General features: G+C 46.4%; 20 protein-coding genes and 1 riboswitch. Of the genes, 2 read left to right on the forward strand and 18 right to left on the reverse strand.

The window, feature by feature from the left end; translation table 11 throughout:
* Positions 1-397: 397 nt before the first annotated feature.
* The 3 genes from serS to EKM92_RS03725 form a co-directional block, all read right to left on the reverse strand.
* Positions 398-1,678 carry a serine--tRNA ligase gene (serS, locus tag EKM92_RS03715; protein ID WP_125708021.1) on the reverse strand — a complete coding sequence of 427 codons (1,281 nt, stop codon included), beginning with the start codon at positions 1,676-1,678 and terminating at the stop codon, positions 398-400.
* A gap of 263 nt (positions 1,679-1,941) precedes the next feature.
* Positions 1,942-2,610 (reverse strand): Crp/Fnr family transcriptional regulator, encoded by a 669-nt coding sequence (locus tag EKM92_RS03720; RefSeq protein WP_164509887.1) that lies wholly within the window; start codon positions 2,608-2,610, stop codon positions 1,942-1,944.
* On the reverse strand, positions 2,597-4,177 hold the full coding sequence (locus tag EKM92_RS03725; protein ID WP_125708025.1) for a helix-turn-helix domain-containing protein: 1,581 nt from the start codon (positions 4,175-4,177) through the stop codon (positions 2,597-2,599). The genes EKM92_RS03720 and EKM92_RS03725 overlap by 14 nt, the downstream gene beginning before the upstream one ends.
* 505 nt (positions 4,178-4,682) lie before the next feature.
* On the opposite strand from EKM92_RS03725, the gene EKM92_RS03730 reads away from it, so the two are divergent.
* Positions 4,683-6,191: a helix-turn-helix domain-containing protein gene (locus EKM92_RS03730; protein ID WP_125708027.1), complete on the forward strand. Its 1,509-nt coding sequence runs from the start codon at positions 4,683-4,685 to the stop codon at positions 6,189-6,191.
* A 59-nt stretch (positions 6,192-6,250) separates the two neighbouring features.
* Here the strand turns inward: EKM92_RS03730 and EKM92_RS03735 are convergent, their stop codons facing one another.
* The 10 genes from EKM92_RS03735 to EKM92_RS03780 form a co-directional block, all read right to left on the reverse strand.
* Positions 6,251-7,039, reverse strand: a complete 789-nt coding sequence (locus tag EKM92_RS03735) for a hypothetical protein (protein WP_125708028.1) — start codon at positions 7,037-7,039, stop codon at positions 6,251-6,253.
* A gap of 224 nt (positions 7,040-7,263) precedes the next feature.
* Positions 7,264-8,673: an amino acid permease gene (locus tag EKM92_RS03740; protein ID WP_225420721.1), complete on the reverse strand. Its 1,410-nt coding sequence runs from the start codon at positions 8,671-8,673 to the stop codon at positions 7,264-7,266.
* A 117-nt stretch (positions 8,674-8,790) separates the two neighbouring features.
* Positions 8,791-8,961, reverse strand: a riboswitch (Lysine riboswitch).
* Positions 8,962-9,033: 72 nt separating this feature from the next.
* Entirely contained in the window at positions 9,034-9,735 is a 702-nt protein-coding gene (gene budA / locus EKM92_RS03745; RefSeq protein WP_125708032.1) for an acetolactate decarboxylase, read from the reverse strand.
* Between the two features lie 21 nt (positions 9,736-9,756).
* Positions 9,757-11,430, reverse strand: a complete 1,674-nt coding sequence (gene alsS / locus EKM92_RS03750) for an acetolactate synthase AlsS (protein ID WP_125708034.1) — start codon at positions 11,428-11,430, stop codon at positions 9,757-9,759.
* 262 nt (positions 11,431-11,692) lie between these two features.
* On the reverse strand, positions 11,693-12,244 hold the full coding sequence (locus EKM92_RS03755; protein WP_125708036.1) for a hypothetical protein: 552 nt from the start codon (positions 12,242-12,244) through the stop codon (positions 11,693-11,695).
* Between the two features lie 125 nt (positions 12,245-12,369).
* Positions 12,370-12,888, reverse strand: coding sequence for a GNAT family N-acetyltransferase (locus EKM92_RS03760; protein ID WP_125708038.1), 519 nt, complete (start codon positions 12,886-12,888; stop codon positions 12,370-12,372).
* Positions 12,889-13,061: 173 nt separating this feature from the next.
* On the reverse strand, positions 13,062-13,214 hold the full coding sequence (rpmG, locus tag EKM92_RS03765; RefSeq protein WP_054718962.1) for a 50S ribosomal protein L33: 153 nt from the start codon (positions 13,212-13,214) through the stop codon (positions 13,062-13,064).
* An 80-nt stretch (positions 13,215-13,294) separates the two neighbouring features.
* Complete coding sequence (locus EKM92_RS03770; RefSeq protein ID WP_125708040.1) at positions 13,295-14,155, reverse strand: helix-turn-helix transcriptional regulator; 861 nt, start codon at positions 14,153-14,155, stop codon at positions 13,295-13,297.
* A 307-nt stretch (positions 14,156-14,462) separates the two neighbouring features.
* Positions 14,463-15,431 carry a DUF2785 domain-containing protein gene (locus EKM92_RS03775; protein ID WP_125708042.1) on the reverse strand — a complete coding sequence of 323 codons (969 nt, stop codon included), beginning with the start codon at positions 15,429-15,431 and terminating at the stop codon, positions 14,463-14,465.
* A gap of 8 nt (positions 15,432-15,439) precedes the next feature.
* Entirely contained in the window at positions 15,440-15,820 is a 381-nt protein-coding gene (locus EKM92_RS03780; protein WP_125708044.1) for a DUF1694 domain-containing protein, read from the reverse strand.
* 166 nt (positions 15,821-15,986) lie between these two features.
* Here EKM92_RS03780 and EKM92_RS03785 point away from each other — a divergent pair, with 166 nt between their 5' ends.
* A complete protein-coding gene (locus EKM92_RS03785; protein ID WP_125708046.1) occupies positions 15,987-16,226 on the forward strand; it encodes a hypothetical protein in 240 nt (79 codons plus the stop codon).
* Between the two features lie 601 nt (positions 16,227-16,827).
* Here the strand turns inward: EKM92_RS03785 and sufB are convergent.
* Genes sufB through sufC form a run of 5 tightly spaced genes read right to left on the reverse strand, consistent with a single transcriptional unit; the run spans position 16,828 to position 21,649 of the window.
* On the reverse strand, positions 16,828-18,264 hold the full coding sequence (gene sufB / locus EKM92_RS03790) for a Fe-S cluster assembly protein SufB (protein WP_125708048.1): 1,437 nt from the start codon (positions 18,262-18,264) through the stop codon (positions 16,828-16,830).
* On the reverse strand, positions 18,257-18,700 hold the full coding sequence (gene sufU / locus EKM92_RS03795) for a Fe-S cluster assembly sulfur transfer protein SufU (protein ID WP_125708050.1): 444 nt from the start codon (positions 18,698-18,700) through the stop codon (positions 18,257-18,259). The genes sufB and sufU overlap by 8 nt, the downstream gene beginning before the upstream one ends.
* Positions 18,687-19,883, reverse strand: a complete 1,197-nt coding sequence (locus tag EKM92_RS03800; protein ID WP_125708052.1) for an aminotransferase class V-fold PLP-dependent enzyme — start codon at positions 19,881-19,883, stop codon at positions 18,687-18,689. The genes sufU and EKM92_RS03800 overlap by 14 nt, the downstream gene beginning before the upstream one ends.
* Positions 19,876-20,889 (reverse strand): SufD family Fe-S cluster assembly protein, encoded by a 1,014-nt coding sequence (locus EKM92_RS03805; protein ID WP_125708054.1) that lies wholly within the window; start codon positions 20,887-20,889, stop codon positions 19,876-19,878. Before EKM92_RS03805 ends, EKM92_RS03800 begins: the two co-directional genes overlap by 8 nt.
* A complete protein-coding gene (gene sufC / locus EKM92_RS03810; RefSeq protein ID WP_125708056.1) occupies positions 20,882-21,649 on the reverse strand; it encodes a Fe-S cluster assembly ATPase SufC in 768 nt (255 codons plus the stop codon). Before sufC ends, EKM92_RS03805 begins: the two co-directional genes overlap by 8 nt.
* Positions 21,650-21,723: the final 74 nt, after the last annotated feature.

Raw genomic sequence — 21,723 nt, forward strand, 5'->3', positions numbered from 1 at the left:
TCATGTTTAATTCTTTTCAATTAAGAAAAGCCCTATCACATTTACGAAACTTTGTTCAGTTTTCAAAGGACTACCTTGTTGATAGTTGCAATCAACTACACAAGTTTATCATAACCATCAGTTTGTTGTCAAGAAAAAGTTTTAAAAACTTTTTGGTGAAGCGCTTCATAACGCCTCGCGACAACTTTTATATCATACCAACATTTTCAGAAAGTGTCAACAACTTTTTTTGCTGACCTTTTGGAAACGCCGGTGTTATCAAAAAGACAACTTTGATATCATACCAAGCACTGGCGATACCGTCAAGGCTTTTTTCAAAGAAAATATTCTCAACGTGAAATATTCAAAAACACCAACAAAAAAGACCAGCACAAAGGCTGATCTTTCAACGGTTCAATTAAGCTTTGGTGATGACAGTTTGGCCGCCCATGTAAGGGACTAACACATCTGGAATGGTGACACTGCCATCAGCATTTTGGTAGTTTTCCAAAATCGCAGCAACAGCACGACCAACGGCTAAGCCAGACCCGTTCAACGTGTGAACGAATTGTGGTTTGCCATTGTCATCGCGATATTTGATGCCGGCACGACGCGCCTGGAAGTCGGTACAGTTAGAACAACTGGAGATTTCACGATAACGGTCTTGGGCAGGCAACCACACTTCAAGGTCATTGGTTTTGGCACTGGTAAAGCTGGCATCCCCACTGGCTAAGGTGATCACATGATAGGCCAGGCCCAGCTTTTGCAGCAAGTCTTCAGCGTCGTGGACTAAATTGTCAAGTTCATGCCAAGAGTCTTCTGGTTTGCAGAATTTCACCATTTCGACTTTGTTGAATTGGTGCATCCGGATCAATCCGCGAGTATCACGCCCGGCAGACCCAGCTTCAGAACGGAAGGCTGGGGATAAAGCGGTGAAAGATTCAGGGAGTTTGGCAGCATCGATAATTTCACCCCGATGGAAGTTGACCAATGGCACTTCAGCTGTTGGGATCAACGTCATGTTTTGATCGTCATTGGTGATGCTATAAACGTCTTCAGTAAACTTAGGGAATTGGCCAGTCCCATACATGGAATCATCATTAACCAAATAAGGGGTGATCATTTCTGTGTAGCCTTCTTTATAGTGTTCATCTAAGAAGAAGTTGTACACCGCCCGTTCCAAACGCGCGCCGGCACCGATATAGTAGACAAAACGCGCACCAGATACTTTGGCGGCCCGTTCAAAGTCTAAGATCCCGAGGTCTTCACCAATTTCAAAATGGGCTTTCGGCTTGAAGTCAAAAGTCGGGATCGTCCCCCACTTGTATTCTTCACGAGAGTCGTCTTCATTCAAAGACATTGGGACATCATCTGCTGGGAAGTTAGGCAAGCGTTCGAGGATCTGTTTGATTTGTTCGGAAACTTGCTTCAATTGGCCGTCGAGTTTGCCAACTTGTTGACCAACTTCACGCATCGCTTTGATTTGTTCAGTGGCGTCCTCTTTGGCTCGCTTGGCTTTGGCGATTTCATCAGATACGGTGTTACGCTTAGCCTTTAAACCTTCTGTTTCTTGAATGATGGTCCGACGTTGTTCATCTAATGCCAACACTTCGTCGATTTTTTCCGCTTTGACGCCACGGGCTGCCAATTTGGCTTTGGCCCAATCTGGCTTTTGACGCAATAACTTAATGTCTAACATTCCATTCCTCCTATAAAAACACAAAAAGAGCCTCCATCCGTTTGGGACGAAAGGCTCTTTTTTCCGCGGTACCACCCAAAGTTCAGCCAATTGGCTACACTCTGTTGGGATAACGGCCCGACCGTGCATGATTAATGCCCACTCTTGCGCTGGAATAAGGGGATTCGAAGCTCGCACCGACCGCTTCGTCTCTGATACCCCATAATAGGCGCTGTTGTTGTGTTTGTTGCCTATAGAATAACGCATTTTTCCTAGTTTGACAACTAGTCCACTAAGGCATCGCGATCAAGTATTGTCACTTTACGACCAGGACCTTGCGTTAAGACTTTGGCAGATTCTAACTCCCGCAATTTGCGACTCAATGTTTCTGGCGTCGTTCCTAAAAATTCTGCCAATTCTTTTTTCTTCATGGGTAAGGTAAACGTCGGGCCAAACTCTTCAGTCAGCTCGTTTAAATAATGCGCCAACCGCGTCGCCACATCAGTAGTGGTCACTAAAGTGGTTTGGGTTTCTAAAGCAGCGATGCGATGTGCTAATGACGCGATCACTTCTTTGGCGATCGCCGGGTAGTCTTCGAGCAGCGCTTGAAAGTCTTTTTTATATAAGACACAGGCGGTCACTGGGGCCATAGCGACAGCTTCAGCTTGATGTTGTTGATCCATCAACAAGCCTTGATCGCCATCAAAATCCCCGCTGTGTAGCACCCGCAACAATTGCTGGCGACCATCGGCACTGGAACGCAAGATCTTCACCGAACCGGCATGCAAAATATATAACGCATCAGCAGGGCTGTTTTCCAAGTAAAGCGTGCTGTTAGCAGCAAAATGACGATGTTGCACCAACGCTTCGATTTGTTCCAATTGGGCATGTGGCAACCCTTTAAAAATCGGTACTGCTGCCACACATAAATGTTCAGACTTAGTAGTCGCCATCGCCATCCACACTTAACTTATCATCCCAGATCTGACGCAAGGTGGCATATAACTCGCCATACCAATCGTTAGAAGACGTCGAGGCCCACTTAAAGGTCAACGCATTGCCTTTTTTCTCGTCAACATCTGGCACTGTGGACGACATGATCACCAAATCGACTTGATCAAGATCTTCATGTTCAGGAGACGACAGTTCGACCCATGGTTGACTCATCAAAAAGGCCAACAAATCGATATACCCTAATAAGGTTTGTTCGATCACCACCGCGACTTTGACTTTCACTGGTGGGACGAATTGAACAACTAATTGCAAAACATTGCGATAAAAACTGCCAGTCAACACATCAACATAATCAGAGAAATCATCTAACTCATGGCTAAAGACGATATGCTCCAAGGTTTGACGAACCTTTTTGCGTAAGGTTGGGTTTTCTGGCATTTGATGCAGTTTTTCGTTGACTTCATAGGCAATGGTTTCCGTCAGATCTTCCCCAAATTCAAGGATCGACACGGTCACTGCCAACAAGTTAGCCAACAACATATTCATGGTTGCTTCTGGCAACACCCCATCGGCGATAAAGTCCACTGGCAACTTCGTCAAAAATTCCGTGACCAAGGTGTAGATCTCTGGGTTGTAACGTTCAAACCGTTTAACCACTGTGGATTTAATGTCAGCGCCAGTGGTCACATAAAATGGCAAGAAGTTGAATAAGAAGAACAAGGCCGCAGATTCACCCATTTGTTCGCCGATAGACATCGGACCAAATGCTGGGGCTGGGTCGAGTTGTTCGCTCATTTCTTCAAAGACATTAGGCACTGGGTACTTCAACGCAAAATGGGTATTTTGAAGCGATAAGCTATGACCGTCTTTGGCGCGTTGTTCTGCCACTGCGGCATAATACATCGCAATTTCGCGGGTCACTAAGTTCGGCTTGCCCATATCAAACATGTTGATGATCGCATCGATTTCACGACCTTTTTGATCGCGATCAGTTTCTTCAAATGGCCAGCCAGCGCCATCAGTGGCCATCCAAAAGATAATGGTCAAAAAGACGCGGATGCGTTTTTCATCGCCTTGTAAGCTCAACGTCTCATAAGAAAAACGGACGCCGAACTTCCGAGCAAAATCACGCACCGGCTTCAAATGCCGCAACATCGTCGCTTTGGAAGTATCTTCGTGATCAAGGAAGTCTTCAAAGTTGGCATAGCGATGATACAACAACGCCTCTAAGAATTTGTAAGGTTGACCTTGTTGGACAAAATACAAACGCACTTCACTTGAAGGTTGATTAAACAACTTCATGGTAGGTGCGTCTTTATGGTGCGTCATGGTTTCCAAGGTTTCAACTAAGCCATTGTAAGTGTTGTAGACACTCCCATAGTTACGGCCAGTTAATGACGCGATTTGTTTTAAGTTAACATCTTTGACTAATGGCTTCTCAGCGCGTTCCAGCGTTAATCGGTCTTCAACTGGTGTTTGAGCCACCCGCGCATTGACGATCCGACGAAAAAGACTCATTTTTTCAGTTTCAGACATTGACAGGAATATATCTTCCCGACCTCGCATATACAATTCCTCCAATGATTAAGTTGACAATATTTCTGAAATAATTATAACCGCAATCAGTAGCATTTTTCAAATTAAGTTTTATGAAAAATGACGCCGTCACAAAAATGAAACCTAAAGGCTATTTTTTTTAGAAAAAAGCGGCGCGATCAGGGATTTGACCGCTGAGATTTTTCCGGTACAAATTTCGTCAAGGCAACCAGCCGTAGTGATTTAGTCGACTTTTGTGATCACGACCCCACTTAAGTCTCAACCACGAATCCGGATACAATCGTGATCAGTTATACAACATTTCGTCGATTTATGGACAGCAATCGCACGTAACGTGCGAGTCCGATTTACACAAATGCAAGGTTTTAAATTCAGTTCAAAATTAGGGAAACCAATTACACAAAAATTACGTTGACAATTGACATCCCCTGCGGTTGATAAAAACACAAATTGGTAGTATTTTTTGGACAATTTGATATAATGACTGTGGAATCGGGAATAAAGGGGTGTCTTTATGCAGTTAGAAGCGGTATTCCTTGAAAAAACCGCCCAGCAAAAAATCGCATTACTCGCGGCCTTATGCCGTCGTGCCCATGCTGGGATCACCATTGCCGACTTAGCGGAACAGCTCGGCATCACCTATCAGCGGACCTACAATTTATTTCAAGAACTCAACGCTGATTTAGCAGAACTTTATCACCAAGCCCCTGATGAAATGCGACAACGTTTGATCGAAAGTGCTCCAGAAACCATTTCATTAGACTTATACACAGCGCAGCAATTTCGTGCGGCGACGGCTTGGCAATTTTTCAATACTGTGGTGCAAGGTCACCAGCCTAACTTAGATCGCTTTTGTGATGACTATTTCTTATCTCGTTCAACTTTAATGCGGAAAACAGCGAAGTTACGGGCATTTTTGACTCACTATGGGTTTAAATTGGTTTATCCAAGCATGCAGATCACTGGGTCTGAAGCTTGTTTGCGTTTATTGTTGCAGCAATGTTATTGGCAAGCGACTCAAGGGGCCAGCTGGCCATTTACAGCCATTGCTGAAGCGGACTTGTCGCGTCAATACCAACAATTTCCTCGGGTCCATACCAGTTTGCTCGCGCAACATATGGATCTTTACTTACTGGCAGTCAGCCGCTTGCGGATGGCGCAAGGCCATGCCTTAGATCATCAAATCGCCGCGATGTTGCCAAACGCCAATGCCTATTTCACAGCAGCTCAATTTCCACGTTTAACGGCTTCGCAATTAGTATTTGAAAATCAGTTCATCGCTTTTCACCAAGCTGCGGCGTTGCGTTATGGCCAAATCGACTTAGACAGCTGGACCAAACGGCGGCAACGATTGACCACGGCAACCCCTACTGCTGCCAAAGTGTTGCAAGCCTTACAACAAGATCTCCTGAATCCTGATGATCCGGGCTACGTGGCTTTGCACACAGACTTGGGTTTACAATTAAATTTACTGCGGGTATTGGCCTGTTTTTTAAGTTTAGGCCAAGACTTCTGTAAAGCCAGTGACTTTGATACCCCACCTAAAACCAGCAACCGCCTCAATCAACTCAGCATGCGGGTTTACACTTTTGTTGAAAACTTGCCGCATACTCCTGAATATGCCGTGTTACATCAATGCGCACACGCATTTTGTCGCTTCGCCACTTATGTGCTGGCCCCGACGATCAATGCCAACGATGCGCATGTGCGGGTCAAAGTCGCCTTATTATTGGAACCAAACGATATTTTACACCGACGGTTAAAGCATTTCTTAGACAACATGACCTTTGTGGATCGCCTAGTCGGTAGCGATGCCTTACAACACTGCGATTTTTTGATCACAGAAGCCGACATGTTACTGGCACCAATGACCAAAGCCTTCACCCAAGCATATCCTGAGGCCAGCTTGGTTTGGGATCTTGATGCTGATGAAGTTGATTTTCACCATCTGCATCAAAAGCTCACCGCCATGCGCGCCAGTCGCTTAGTGGCTTTGTCACCAAGCTTAGCGCCAGATGATTGAAAAAGTCCAAGACTTCAATTTCCCTATTGGAAACTGAAGCTTTGGACTTTTTTCTTGCGTCACACTGTCGCCGAATGCGGTTGTGACTCTTGATTTTGTTCACGTTGGGCCAAACGCCGCAATGCTGCCGTGTGATAAATATCATCTAAGCGGCGGTCATCATTACCGAGCTCATACATCACGATAGTCATCACTTCAAAATTCGTGAAAAAGCGATGATGACTAGGCATTGTTTGCAACCATTGGGCGAATGCCATTTCAAAATCATCGACGGTTTGATTCAAGCGACCAAGCAGTTGTTTGAGTAACTGCTTTTCAAAGCTGGTCACCTTCAACCATGAACTGTGGTAATTAAACGACTTTAAATCAACGTCATTTTGGACATCAAGTTCAGAATACATTAATTGCATCAGCGTGTGCACCGCAGCGTGATCGTGATGAGTGCCAAATTCTAACTTCAACTGATGACGCAACAACAACGCTAAATAATCTTGATCGTCTGCGGCTTGGCTTTTCGCCTGATCTAACAACGCTTGCACTAAAGGATAGCCTTGCAGATCGGTGCGATAAGCCAACCGCTTGGCGCGAGGAAAATCGATCACACCAGGCAGATAATATTCATGGATCCATAACCAATCATCAATATCGCCTAGCACCTTGCGCGCTTTCGCCGTTAGTTCATTGCCTGTGGCTACAGCTTGCAAATAGCCATGGTCAACCAGCTTGGTGAAGGTTTTCTGTGGGTCGAGATGATAGCGCTCAAACCATCGTGGATCTTGAAGCGTTTGTTGAGCATCTGCCATTGATACCATGTATAAAAAGACCTTTACCTCTGGGGTCATGCGCATACTGTCGCCTCCGTTTCTTGCCTCTCAATTGTAGCGGCTTGAGAAAGCGTTGTCAATTTTTGGTGATCGTAAAATAACCGCCAGTGAATAGCTGCAGTTGACCCAATGTTCGCGATCCCTATTGATCAAGCAACGCCCAGAAAAAAACGCCTCGACACCACGATTAAAAGATAAATCGTGACGCCAAGGCGTTTATATGATGTGCGGTCCCAGCCGCCAGCACATTATTGTTCTTTGGTTTCTTTGCGATGATCGCGATGTGGCGTTAAGTCGATTTCATCAAGTTTCAACAAGTGGGTTTTATGTTTGACTTTGTACCACACCGTCAAAATGATGAACAATGGGATCGACATGTAAGAGATCAACAAGCGATCCCAAGCAAAATGCGTCACACTGTTGATATCTTGACCTAAAATCACGATCAAACTCATGATGATCGCTAAAATCGGTCCGATCGGGAACCATTTGGCATGATACACCAATTCAGAAAGCTTGTGGCCTTGGGCAACAAACGCCCGCCGGAAGCGATAATGCGATACCGCGATCCCAAGCCATGCCAGAAATCCAGTCAACCCACTAGCAGCAACTAACAACTGATAGACATTAGGTCCCATAATACTGGATAAGAAGGTCAACGCCCCAACTGCAGTGGTAGCCAGCAAGGCTGGCAACGGCACCCCACGGTTATTGGTTTTCCCAAAGATCTTCGGGGCAAAGCCAGAATTCCCCATCGCCCAAAGCATTCGCGTGGAGGCATACATCCCAGAATTAGCTGAAGACAATACCGACGTTAAAATCACGGCATTCATCACACTAGCGGCCCCAGCTAAGCCGATCCGCTTAAACACCAAAGTAAAAGGTGAAATCGCCACATCAGAAGCAGAGGCGCCTAATAAATTCGGGCTAGTATAAGGAATGATCGCCGCGATCACAGCAATGGCTAAGATATAAAACAATAAGATCCGCCAAAAGACTTGCTTGATGGCTTTAGGAATACTGGTTTCAGGGGTTTCTGATTCCCCAGCGGTGATCCCGATCAACTCAGTGCCTTGAAACGAGAACCCAGCTACGACAAACACTGACAAAGTTGCTGGCCACCCACCGACAAATGGCGCTTGTTTATAGGTGTAATTGGCAAAACCGATACGTTGGCCACCTAAAATTCCAAAAATCGTCATCACCCCGACCACAAGGAAAATGATCACGGTGACCACTTTGATCAACGATAACCAATATTCAGTTTCCCCGAAGCTTTTAACGGAAATGATATTGATAATAAAAATCAACGCCAAAAACGTTAAACTGATGATCCAACCAGGGATCGTTGGCAACCAAAAGTGCATCACGATGGCAGTGGTTGCGATATCGACGGCCACGGTGATCGCCCAGTTGAACCAGTAATTCCACCCTAACGCAAAGCCCACTGCCGGATCAACGAAGCGACTGGCATATTCAGAAAAGCTCCCAGACACTGGAATATAAGTCGCCATTTCCCCTAAGCTCGTCATCAGGAAAAATACCATCACCCCAATGCCTAAGTAAGCGAGGATCGCCCCACCAGGTCCAGCACCAGCGATCGCGCCACCACTGGCGACGAATAATCCGGTACCGATCGACCCACCTAACGCGATCATCGATAAATGCCGGGTTTTCAATGACCGCGACACTTGATTATGTTCAGATTGATTTGCCAAAACAAACTCCTTTTTTGACCAAAAGAAAAGCGCCGCCTAAGCGTGCGCCAAAAAAACAAGTTCATTAGCACAACGCATTCGCGACAGTCCAAGCGGTATTTCCGACTTGGCCCAAGTTTCACTGATGTTGCAGTGTCCCTTTCGGCGTGAAAGCCTTTAAACCGGTTTCAATGTGGCAACACCCACCAAACCGGTCGACTGATCATTCACGCGACCTCTAAAGATTGGATTCAATTTTTTCATTTCACAGTATAGCAAAAAGCCGCCAGCATAAGCTAGCGGCTCTCACGGCGTTCTCACTTACTTCTCAGCAAGTTCGATATCACTGACGATTTCATCACTGTCGAGGTCCAACTTCAAAAATTCTGGTTCGTTGATCGGCAAATGCAGATCCAAATTCTCAAATGCTTGCAGTTGCAGGTCTGCTTTCAAGACATCCGCATGCAATAAGTGGCCCCCAAATTGGTGGTCATCACTTAAAAAGTGCAAGTGAAACCCAGGAGCAGCAGCCCCGGCAAACAATTTCGGCGAATAATAACCGATGATCGTTCCAGTGACTGTATCGCGGGTGAACACACTTTGTGCCGCTGCGGTGGCTTTTAAACTCGGGTAAGGCCGCGTTTGGGCAGCGACTGCTCGCGTGGTGACATTGGCAAACGTCCCAGTTAACGTCACACTCGAAAACACATTCAGCGAAACCAATTTGTGGGCTAAAGTGTCACGTAATTGTGCATCAGTTACCTGGTCGACTGCGCCAGCTGCGGTGAAGTCAGCGAAATGAACATTGGCAAATGGCACCATTTCATCAGCTTCAACGATCCGAACAACGCCTTGGGCATTCACTTGATACACAGTGCCTTGTAAAATGATCAACTCACCATCAAGGCCAGTCAAAGTGCCGATGCCAGTATCCCCATGTTGTAATAACTCGTGAATCGATAAGGTGCCGTTAAACAAGCCAGGCACTAAATTTGCTAAAGTGCCATGTTGAAATAGTTGCATATTGCTCCTTTTTTCTGGGGATCAGAATTGATCTTCCAGCATGTCTTGCGATAACTTCAAGTTGTCTGAATAATCCACTGGAATATCCACCACTACCGGACCATCAGTCGCGAAGGCTTCATCTAACACGGCCCCTAGTTGATCTGGCTTTTCAACCCGCAAACCTTTGGCCCCAAAGCTTTCAGCGTACTTCACAAAATCCACTGGTCCAAAGTCAACGCCGGCAGCATGGCCATATTTCATTTCTTCTTGGAATTTCACCATATCATAATGGCCATCATTCCAAATAATATGCACCAAGTTAGCATGCAGCCGCACTGCAGTTTCTAATTCTTGACCAGAGAATAAGAAGCCGCCGTCGCCTGAAATCGAAATCGCCTTTTCATTCGGGCGGACCAAAGTCGCTGCGATCGCCCACGGCAAGGCCACCCCTAATGTTTGCATCCCGTTAGAAAACAGCAAGCGGCGAGGTTGATAGCTGCGGAAGTGCCGCGCCATCCAAATATAAAAACTCCCGACATCAACTGCCACCGTCATATGATCAGTGACGCGTTTTTGCAATTCAGCCACAATGCTCAAAGGATGGGCGTAAACTTGATCTTCAATGGCAGGTGGGACATCGCGTTCTTGCAACTTCGCTTGTTGCGCGTGTAAGTAACGCTTGGCACTTGGCGCGACTTGATAGCCGCGAACCAATGGCGTCAGAATTTCTAAGGTTTGGGCAATATCACCGATCAATTCAGTTTCTGGTTGGAAGTTATGATCGATTTCTGCAGGGGCTTGGTCGATCACCACGATCCGCGCTTTGCCATCAGCGTTCCAGTTACGCGGTTCATATTCCACTGGGTCGTACCCAATGGTGATCACCAAGTCAGAGCGTTGCAGGAGTTGATCCCCTGGTTGATTGCGGAATAAGCCGACGCGACCAAAGAAATTATCTTCAAGATCTGCTGAAATGATCCCAGCGCCTTGGAAAGTTTCCACAACTGGTAATTCACTGACTGATAATAATTCGCGGATAGCTTTGGTGACTGCGGCACTTGATGCCCGCATCCCCAGCAACAACACTGGCAATTGCGCGTCTTTGATTTGACGCGCTAAGTAAGTCATATCTGCAGGGCTAGCAGGACCTAGCTTTGGGGCGTTCATCGACCGGATCACGTCAGAAGTGACTTCGGCATCAGTGACATCTTGTGGCACTGAAACAAAACTAGCACCTTGCTTCCCAGATTCGGCCGCTTGATAAGCATTAGCAATGATTTCTGAGACGTTATCAGGATCTTGAACTTCAGCAGAATATTTGGTGATCGGCGCAAACAGATCTGCGTTTTTCATACTTTGATGCGCAGAACGCAATAAATCCGCACGCTTGACTTGACCAGAAATGGCAAGCACTGGGTCGCCTTCTGCGTTAGCAGTGACCAAACCAGTGGCGAGGTTGGATGCCCCAGGGCCAGACGTGGTGATCACGACCCCTGGTTTGCCAGTGATCCGACCGATCCCACTAGCCATGAATGAGGCATTTTGTTCGTGGCGAGCGACGATCAATTTCGGTGCTTTAGGGTTGGTAGGATGTTCGAGTTTTTCAAAGACGCGATCGATTTTTGCTCCTGGGATCCCGAAAACATAATCAACGCCGTGGTTGACTAAGCTGTCGACGATTAAATCTGCGCCATAACGCTTTTCTTCTGACATGATAAGCCTCCTGAATAGTTGTCTGTCATATACATTACCACGAATGTGTATTAATGCAACTACATTTTTTAAATGAATCGTTGCACAATATGGTTTTCCCTGTTTCATTTCAAAAAGTAATCTGTATTCATTTTGCAAGTCAGCAAGGTTTAAAGCGGTTGCATTTACCGCTATCATACTTGGTATTTCATCAACACACAACTTTTTTCATGGGCATTTACAGCCAACAAAAAAGTCGAGGCGCTAGTCCTCGACTTCACTACTATGCTTTAAAGGTTTTGCTGATTTTCCCGATCCCTTGTTCAGGATCCGTCATTTGGAACTCAAAATCGTACTTTTCAAAAATATGTTTGAGCTTGGCATAATTTTCCTTATCAAAGGAACTGATGTTGCCATCGATTTTACCCACTTCAGCTTTGCGGGCTAAGTTCATGAAGGCTTTTAAGGCCAGTTGCGCTAAGCCCATGTTTTGGAAATCGTAAAAAGCTAAACGACTTTCGCTACCTAAAGTTTCTAAAACCGTGATGTGCATTTTATCTTGCCAACGATCGGTATCAAACAACAGTTGAGATTGGAATTCAGCTTTTGAATGCCCATATTTGTCGACATTTTCAAACGGCGTATACACCGAGATCGTGAAACTTTTGGCCGGCTTGTCAGGCTTGTAGTCTGTATAAACGATGTATTGCGTCGCCTTGGCTTCGCCTTCTTGCTGCGGCTGATTCATACTGGATAAAATGGTAAGCTGGTGGTCGCGTTCGATCGCGGCCAAGCGTTTGGCATACACCTGATCATACTCTGTTTGGGAACTCATCTTGAAACCTCCACCTGAAATGTTGATTTCATTATAGCATTATCTATCGCATCCCACGACAGTTCTTTTTAAATTGAAATGAAAAAATAATTTTACCGTCATCAAACGATAAAAAAAGTGACTTTTCATGCACTCGGGAGGCGTCGATAATAAGCTTCAACCACTTGGCCGTCGCGTCGCAACCCTGCTGGGATCGGCACTTGATACTGATAAACAAAGCGATGGGCCGTCAACAAGTTGATCGAACGGGTATTGTCAGGATACACCGCTGCCCAGATCTCAGTCACGCCAGCTAACCACAAAAAATCACACAATAATTCTAGCGCTTCTGCCATCAACCCTTGTCCCCAAAATGCTGGATCTAGCGCATAGCCTAACTCACGAGTGAAAGACTCAGGATCATCAGGGTCTGGCGTCGGTTGATAGGCGCCAATATTGCCGATCAGCTGATCATTTAAGGTGATCGCAAAGTCGCTACGTTGCGTCATAAAGCGGGTCACTGCCGCTTGGGCATCACTTAAATTCTGTAAGGTTTGCATCCCTGCTGGTATTGCCACCCGAGGATCAGTGGCATAGCGGAAATACGCTGGGGCATCTGCCAAGGTAAAATCTCGAATCACGATGTGTTTGCCGACTAAATGCATGCGATCACCTCCTGAATTCAGTGTAAAGCATTTAGGTCTGTTGAACAATTTCGACGTTATGGTACTGCCTAAGCGTCGTCTTGAATCCTGCGTTCCAAACCAAAAGAAAAAGCCGCTACTTAAGCATAAGCTTAAGTAGCGACTGGTCGTCACGGCCGTAGACGACGAAAGAATTACTTCTTAACTTCGGTAAAGGTAACGCGTTTGCGCAACTTTGGAGAATACTTCTTCAAAGAAAGACGGTCTGGCGTGTTACGCTTGTTTTTGGAAGTCAGGTAGATCCGTTCGCCGGTTTCAGCGCATGCAAGTAAAATGTTATCACGCATGTTCTTCACCTCGCTTTTAGATTTAAACTAACTTATTTATCATATCGAATTTCAGGCGTTTGTCAAGGAATTTTTCTTGACTAAGCCGTCGCTGCATTCAAAAAAGTTTCCAAATTCCGTGATTGGTTCACCCGAGCCAAGGCTTTGGCGATAGCGTAAGTCGAATCTGCCTCTTGATCGCCAAGCTTCTCCATTGCTTGGGCGCGCAAGGCGTATAACTCGTCTAACAAGAACAACGAGTCATGGCTGACCGCTACTTCGATACCAGCGCCAACATGTTTAAGGACTTGTTGATATTCCCCTAGTTCATAGTAGATCCGCGCAGTATGCCAATAAATCGTCAATTCGACATCGAGATATTTGGCTTCTTTTAACGGCATCCCTTTCAACAACCCTAAAGCTTGATCGATATAGACCCGAGCACGTTCTTGGGCGCCTTTTTCGGCGTAAGCCAAGCCTAACCCCAGCGTTGCCATGATTGCCAGTAAGTCACGTTCACGGGTGACCAGTGGGTTCAATACGCGGCCGAAGTAATAAATGGCTTCATCAGGTTGCTTTTCAGCAAATAATTCGATCATCCCGCGGAAATAGTAGAAGCGTTTCTTATCATCTGAATTCTTCAACTTATCCACATTGAGCTTGGCTAACGTTTCTTTCGCCGTGTCAAATTCTGAATGACGAACCAATTTTTCCACAGCGGATAATATTTGTTGGGTCTTATCGCGGTTTTCCACCACAATATCTGCCATTGTGACGCCTAGGCGCTCCACCAAGCGCACCAGGATATTCATGCTCGGCACTTTATTGCGTTTTTCGATCAACGAGATCGTGGCTTGGGTGCAAATGCCTTTGGCTAACTCTGCTTGTGATAAACCTTTCAGTTTCCGGTAATGGCGGACGCGTTCCCCCAGGATGCGTAGCGCCGGCTGTGTTTTTTGCATGACGTTCACTCCCATACTCTATCCTATTCACAATTACTAAGCGATGAAAATATCATTGTGTAGGGTTAATTATACTGAAAAATATTGTGGTTGACCAGTATTATTGTCACGTCACACTAAAAATGAATAAATATCACGCTTTTGTTTGTGAATTAATGACGGTTTACATGAGGCTTCAATGACAGCCTTGTCATCATCGTTAGAAAAACTTCATTTTCAAACATGATGACAACGCTGTTTAGAACGGGTCTAACTTGCAAGGCAACAGTCTAATGTGAGTCGTTATTTAAAATCCTAAAATTTTAACTTAATAGCCGTCGATGATTTTCTGCAAATAATCAACCACCACTTGCGGCATATCCGCACGCATGATGCAGGCTTCTAGCAATCGCGAACGGTTATACCAACGGTTCCAAAAAGCCACCGATTCTTGAGGTTGAACATGACGCAGACGCTTTTGCCAAGCAGTCAACGCCATCACCAACGATTGCGCATAAAACTGATGCATTGCGGCTAAATTCGTCAAATATAACGCAAAGCGCATCGCTTCGCCATCGATCAATGGGTGGGCCATCCGTTGCCACCCATTAAGCGCAGTCATCATTAAAAAGACTTTTTGGGCACGAGTCAGCGAGCTGACATCGCTGAGTTCATCCAGTAAATTCCCAATATGGGTATAACTGTGCGCCCAGCCTTTGTTTTCCACATAGCCGCGGCCATCTTGTTCTAAGGCAATATAAGTGGCCACAGGTAATACCAAATCATTGTAGTCTTGATCAGATAACACATGATAAGTGTTGCGATCAGCATATACCACCGCACTTAAGATCATCACTGCAAATGACCGCAAGAACACCGCATCGTTATCTGGCTCTAAGATATGGGCATACAACACGTCAGGGGCTTGAAGGCGTTTGAACAACCATTGCAGCTGTTCTGGTTTCGCCCCACCACCTTGAAGCCAATCGCCTAAGGTGAAAAACACCCCTTTATCGCGCACTGCTGGCTGTAAACTCCCTAAATGATCCACTAAAAAATGTAACTCGTCATCGCTTAATTGCGGCTGCGGCATTTTTTTATTGCGGGCATTGATGGCTTGGATCTTTTGCAATGCGGCTAGATCGTCGCTAGGCACGATCACTGGCGTCGCCGCCGCTGGTGTGATGTTGGCCATAATTTGTTGAATGCTGGCTGGCAAGCTGACAAATTTTTTGCCGGCGATCAGTTGATCATAAAGTTGTTTCAGTGCGTGATACGTGGTTGTGAGTTCGTTCATAACTGCTCCTACAATAAAATGGGTCGGGTGATTTTTTCTGTGGGATGGGCTAACACCCACCCGAAGTCATCGGCAGTGATCGGTTTGGCCACCCGCATTCCTGATTGCGCCATGATGGTAAAGGCGTAGTGATGCGCAAGCGCTTGTTGCATATAAGGCGTGATCACACTTTGCGGCATGCGGCCGTTCAAGTAGACCCGGTAGCCGGGATAGCGTTCCAGCACCGAATCCAATAAGTTGAAGATCCGCTCATCATGGAGTTGTCGCACGGTGACGGCCATCGCCACCCGTTCGCGAAAATTACCTAAAAACGCCCGCTTTTCATCAGGTTTGATCGTGGGAATGCCTAATGATTTGGCTTTGATAAAATCATTGAGATCTTCAGCCATTTGATCACCTCCTTATACCAACAATTTTAACACAGGGTCTGGACAACACCTATTTTATCGCGATGTTGTCGCCAAGCCCCGACCAAGAGCGGAATCTGATACAATGGAAATCATGATCGTCAGGCAGTCGCGCACGACGTCAAAAGGTAAACTTGGAGGAATTATCATGCAAACAATCGCAAGCCTCATTGCTTTGGGTGGCATTGTCCTTGCTGTCCACGGTGTTTTTGAATGGCGCAATCTCAAAAAACAAGGCGCAGACACGAAAAAGGCAAAATTAATGATCCCAGTCGGCATATTAGGCGTCATTATCGGAGGTGCCTTGATCACCACCACTCCAGAATATCAAAAAGGCTTAGCAGAATACGAAAATGGGACCCGCAACAGTCAAAAGGCTGATCGATGATCCCCCCAAAAAATGCCGAGACATCAATAAATCTTGGCCCTTTTGATACAAATGCTTTCCCGCAGCGTAAGTGTGAATTTGATTTTCTAACTAGCCATCCCAATTGCCTTGCGGCACGAAAATCTGTGGGCTCCGATGATTTGGCGACACTGCGGTGAATTGGACAAGTTGCCGGTGCGGCCGTCTGCAGAAATCGGCAAAGCCCGCCGATGTTCTTTCGACTAAATATTGAACCGGAGAAATTCACTCCGTTTCAATATTTACCGGTAAAATCTGCGCGAACCGCCATAAACCGGCGTTTCACTTGATTTCACTGCCACAGGCAATTGTCCAATTCACCTCCGTTCTGCTAAATCATCTCCGCCCACAGCTTTTCTACGTTGCTTTGCTAACTTCCAAATCAAATACGCTCATGTGCGACTTCATTCAATAAATGAAATGTCACTATGTAGCGGCGGCCAGCTTCCGTCCCAATTTCAAATCGCTGGAATCGAGCTAGTCCACTGTCTCCTGGTGGCGGCATGAAACACTTTCGCTGCTGGACATCATCACAAAAAAGGTTGAGACGAAGATGTCTCAACCTTTTTTATTTTGAAAATGATCAGCCGATGCCGCCATCCATTTCCATGCCGATCAAACGATTAAGCTCAACGGCATATTCCATTGGTAATTCTTTGGTAAATGGTTCGACAAAGCCCATAATGATCATTTCAGTGGCTTTCGCTTCAGAGATCCCACGGCTCATCAAATAGTACAACTGCTCTTCAGAGACTTTAGAGACTTTGGCTTCATGTTCCATCGCCGCTGTCGCATTGTGAATTTCATTATATGGAATGGTATCAGATTTGGATTTTTCATCCATTAAAATCGTGTCACATTCCACATGGCAAAAGGCATTGGCCGCTTTTTTAGTAAAGCGCACCGTGCCGCGATAATCCACCCGGCCACCGTTTCTCGCAATAGACTTGGAAATAATGTTAGAGCTGGTGTTTGGGGCGTTGTGGATCATTCGCGCCCCATTATCTTGGTCGACCCCTTCGCCAGCAACGGCAACAGACAACATCGTTCCGCGAGCCCCTTCACCATCCAAATAAACACTTGGGTACTTCATGGTGGTCTTGGACCCTAAGTTCCCATCGACCCATTCCATCGTGGCATTCTTCAAGGCTTGCGCACGCTTGGTTTCCAACGAGAAGACGTTTTTAGACCAGTTTTGAATGGTGGTATAGCGGCAGTAGGCATCATCTTGAACGAAGACTTCAACCACCGCCGCATGCAAGGAATCGCTGGAATACGATGGTGCAGTACACCCTTCAACATAATTGACATGCGCACCAGGGGCCACAATGATCAACGTCCGTTCAAATTGACCAGAATTTTCCGCGTTGATCCGGAAGTAAGACTGGATCGGCACATCAGTTTGCACCCCTTCAGGCACATAAATGAAGGAACCACCAGACCACACGGCAGAGTTTAACGCTGCAAATTTGTTATCGGTTGGGTGCACCAAAGTCCCGAAATATTGTTTGACCAAGTCAGGATAATCTTTTAAAGCAGAGTCCATATCTTCAAAAATGATCCCGAGTTTTTCAAACTCATCATGCATATTGTGATACACCACTTCTGATTCATACTGCGCCGAAGCCCCTGCTAAATATTTCCGTTCTGCTTGCGGCACCCCTAAGCGATCAAAAGTATTTTTAATGTCATCTGGGACATCTTCCCAATCTCTGTAAGTTTTATCGGTGGCTTTGATGTAATAACGCATCCGATCAAGATCGAGATCTGAAAGGTCAGGCCCAAAGTCTGGGTCTTTCATTTTCAAATAAGTGTGATAGGCCTTCAAACGAAAGTCTAACATCCATTGTGGTTCCTTTTTTTCTGCGGAGATCGCGCGGACGATGTCTTCAGTCAATCCACGCCCAGTGTCAAACACTGGGTCGATGTCATCATGAAAGTCGCCAGGATTTTCTGTGGGTAAGAAATCAACCGTATCCGCAACGGTTTCGTTGTTTTTCGTATTTTTGGTTTCAGGCATTCGCTTCACCTTCCGTTAATGCTTGGCTAGCTGCTTTCCAAGCGAGCATCGCACATTTGACCCGCGCTGGGAATTGATGGACGCCTTTTAAAATCGCCGCATCCCCGAGCACGTCTTCGTGTTCATTTTCGCCGTCGATCACCAGATCTGAGAACGTCGCCACCATGTCTTGCACTTCATCAGGCGTGTGGCCGATGATTTGATCGGTCATTAAACTGCCGCTTGCTTGGGAGATCGTGCAGCCACTACCTGAAAAAGCCGCATCGGACACTTTGCCGTCAGTCACTTTCAAGTCTAACGTCAACACATCCCCACAACTTGGGTTACGTAACGTGATTTCATGAGTCGGCGCATCGAGTTTGCCGTGATGTCTAGGATGATATGCTTCATCTAAAATCACTTGGCGATACATTTGATCGAGTTTAGTCAAGGCCATGGAAATACCTCCTTGCAGCACTCACTGCCGCCACTAATTGATCGACGTCATCGTCATTGTTATACACACCAAAGCTTGCGCGCGCCGTGGCTGGAATGCCAAGGCGTGCCATCAAAGGTTGTGCACAGTGATGCCCTGCCCGCACCGCAATGTCTTGTTCATCTAAGAAAGTGGCCAAGTCATGCGGGTGGATGCCTTGTAAGTTGAAGCTGACAGTCGACAAACTCTCGTCGCTGCCGTATAACACAATATCTTCAATGTCAGACAAACCGGCGCGGAGTTTTTTGACAAGGCGATTTTCTTCTGCCATCACTTGTGGCATGTCGAGTTGTTGCATAAAGTCGATGGCTGCCCCTAACCCAAAGACTTGGGCGATGTTTGGGGTCCCAGCTTCAAATTTCAATGGCACTTCTGCCCAGCTAGTGGTTTGATCTTGGACTTCATCGATCATTTCCCCACCAAATTGCACTGGTGGCATCGCCTCAAAGAACTTGTAGCGGCCATATAACGCACCAGAACCAGTTGGCCCGTACATTTTATGCCCAGAAAAAGCATAAAAATCGGCATCGATGGCTTGGACATCTACTGGCATGTGCGGCACGGCTTGCGCACCGTCAACAACAATGTAGCCGCCTTGGGCATGGACCAAATCAGCAAGTTCGCGTACAGGCACTAAACCACCAGAAACATTGGTGACTTGCGCCACAGCCAGGATCTTCGTTTTGGGTGTGATGTATTTCTTCAGTTGCGCGACATCGGTATCGCCATCAGATTTGACTGGTGCGATCACAAACTTCGCACCAACGCGGTGAGCAAGCTGTTGCCAAGGGATAAAGTTTGAATGATGTTCAGCACCAGATACTAAGATCTCATCTCCTGGTTTGATGACCATTTCACCAAAACTTGAAGCCACCAAGTTCAACCCATCAGTGGTACTGCGCGTGAAGGTGATTTCTTCAGGCCGACTCGCGTGAATGAAGTTTGCGACTTTACCGCGCACCGCTTCAAAGCCTTCAGTGGTGTTATAAGCGAGTTTGTATAAGCCGCGATGCACATTGGCATTGTCGTTAATATAATAATCTTGCAACGCTTTCAGCACACTGGCAGGCTTTTGGCTGGTGGCTGCTGAATCTAAATAAACGAGTTTTGGATGAGCTTCAAAAAAAGGAAATTTCTCACGCATCAGCATTCACCAACGTTTCATCAATTGTCTTAAACAGTTCATTGCGTAAATCAGGATCGGCGATTTCACTTAACCCGGCTTCCAAGAATCCGCGGATCACTAAGCGCTTAGCGACCGCCTCAGGAACCCCGCGACTCATTAAGTAATACATTTGTACTGCGTCCACGCGAGACACAGAAGCGGCGTGGCCAGCGGTGACGTCATTTTCGTCGATCAACAAAATTGGGTTAGCATCCCCGCGGGCTGCTTCAGATAACATCAACACGCGATTTTCTTGTTGGGAATCAGAGCCGCGAGCACCTTGGACGATATGGCCGACACCGTTAAACGCGAGGTGTGCTTTATCCACTAACACGCCGCGTTGATTGATGTGGCCGACAGTTTTTTCACCATAGTTGGTGATACCAGTGACATAGCCGATGTGTTGTTTCGCAGAAGCTAACACGCCGACATTGACGGTGGCTTCAGCCCCTGAGCCGTTAAGATCAGTGGTCAACAAACTGGCGCCGGAGTTATGAGAAAAGCCCGCAACCGTCCAGTTCAAATGCACATCTTTGCCTAAGCGTGCATACCGTTGCAAAATCACCATATCAGCGTCGAACGCATCATAGCTCAACCAATCGATTTGGGCGCCTTCATCAGCGTCAAGTTCAACTGAGACCCCAAGCATTTCACCGCTTGACACCCAGCGTTCTTGCAACGCCACATGCGCATTGGCGCCGACATGGATCAACACGTTGCCACCAGTGGTTTGCGGGCCACTGATTTTGATTGGCGTCGGATCGTTGTAGTTTTCAGGAATTGAAATCTCAGTTTGCGATTGCGGCGCATCTTGTAGCCAAGTATCTAAGCTGCTAGCTTCCGTCATTGCAACTGCCGAATCGGTGGACACTTTGACGCTATCAGGTGCCTGCACTGATGATTGACCTCGGACGTCGTCTTTGGCTTGTTTCAAATAACGCGCTAACGGGATCTTTGGCGTGTCAGGTAAAGTCAATTCAGGCATTGGCGTCACCTGCTTTGAGGTGTTCGTAGCCGGTTTTCTCCAATTCTTTTGCGAGTTCGGCGCCACCAGTTTCGATAATTTCGCCGTCTTTCATGACATGAACGAAATCAGGGACAATGTAGTCGAGTAAGCGTTGGTAGTGGGTGATCATCAAGGTCCCAAATTCAGGGGAGCGCATTTTGTTGACGCCGTTTGCGACAATGCGTAAGGCATCGATATCAAGCCCTGAGTCGATTTCATCAAGCAATCCGAACTTTGGTTTGATCATCATCATTTGGAGGATTTCGTTACGCTTTTTTTCACCACCGGAGAAGCCTTGGTTCAAATAGCGATCCGCCATGTCTTCTGGCATTTTCAAAAAGTCCATGGTGGCATCGAGATCTTTAAGGAACTTCATGATCGAGATCTGATCATCGTCTGGGCGGCGAGCGTTGATCGCCGCGCGAATAAATTCGGCGTTAGTGACCCCAGCAATTTCTGCAGGATATTGCATCCCTAAAAACAACCCGGCGCGGGCGCGTTCGTCGACGCCTTTATCTAAAATGGATTCACCGTCAATGGTGATATCCCCTTGGGTCACCAAATACTTAGGGTTCCCCATGATGGTTTCGGCTAAGGTTGATTTCCCGTTACCGTTAGGACCCATCAAGGCATGGATCTCGCCAGTGGATACGGTTAAGTTGACCCCTTTGAGAATTTCTGGGTGTTCTGGCTCTTCTTTAACTTTGACGTGTAAATCAGTGATCTTTAATGTGGTCACAACCGTCGCCTCCTATGGATTATGTATCGTATTGTTTATTGTAAGATAATCGATTGCGTGCGGCAAATCGCGCA

Source organism: Lacticaseibacillus porcinae (assembly GCF_003946305.1).
Taxonomy (GTDB): domain Bacteria; phylum Bacillota; class Bacilli; order Lactobacillales; family Lactobacillaceae; genus Lacticaseibacillus; species Lacticaseibacillus porcinae.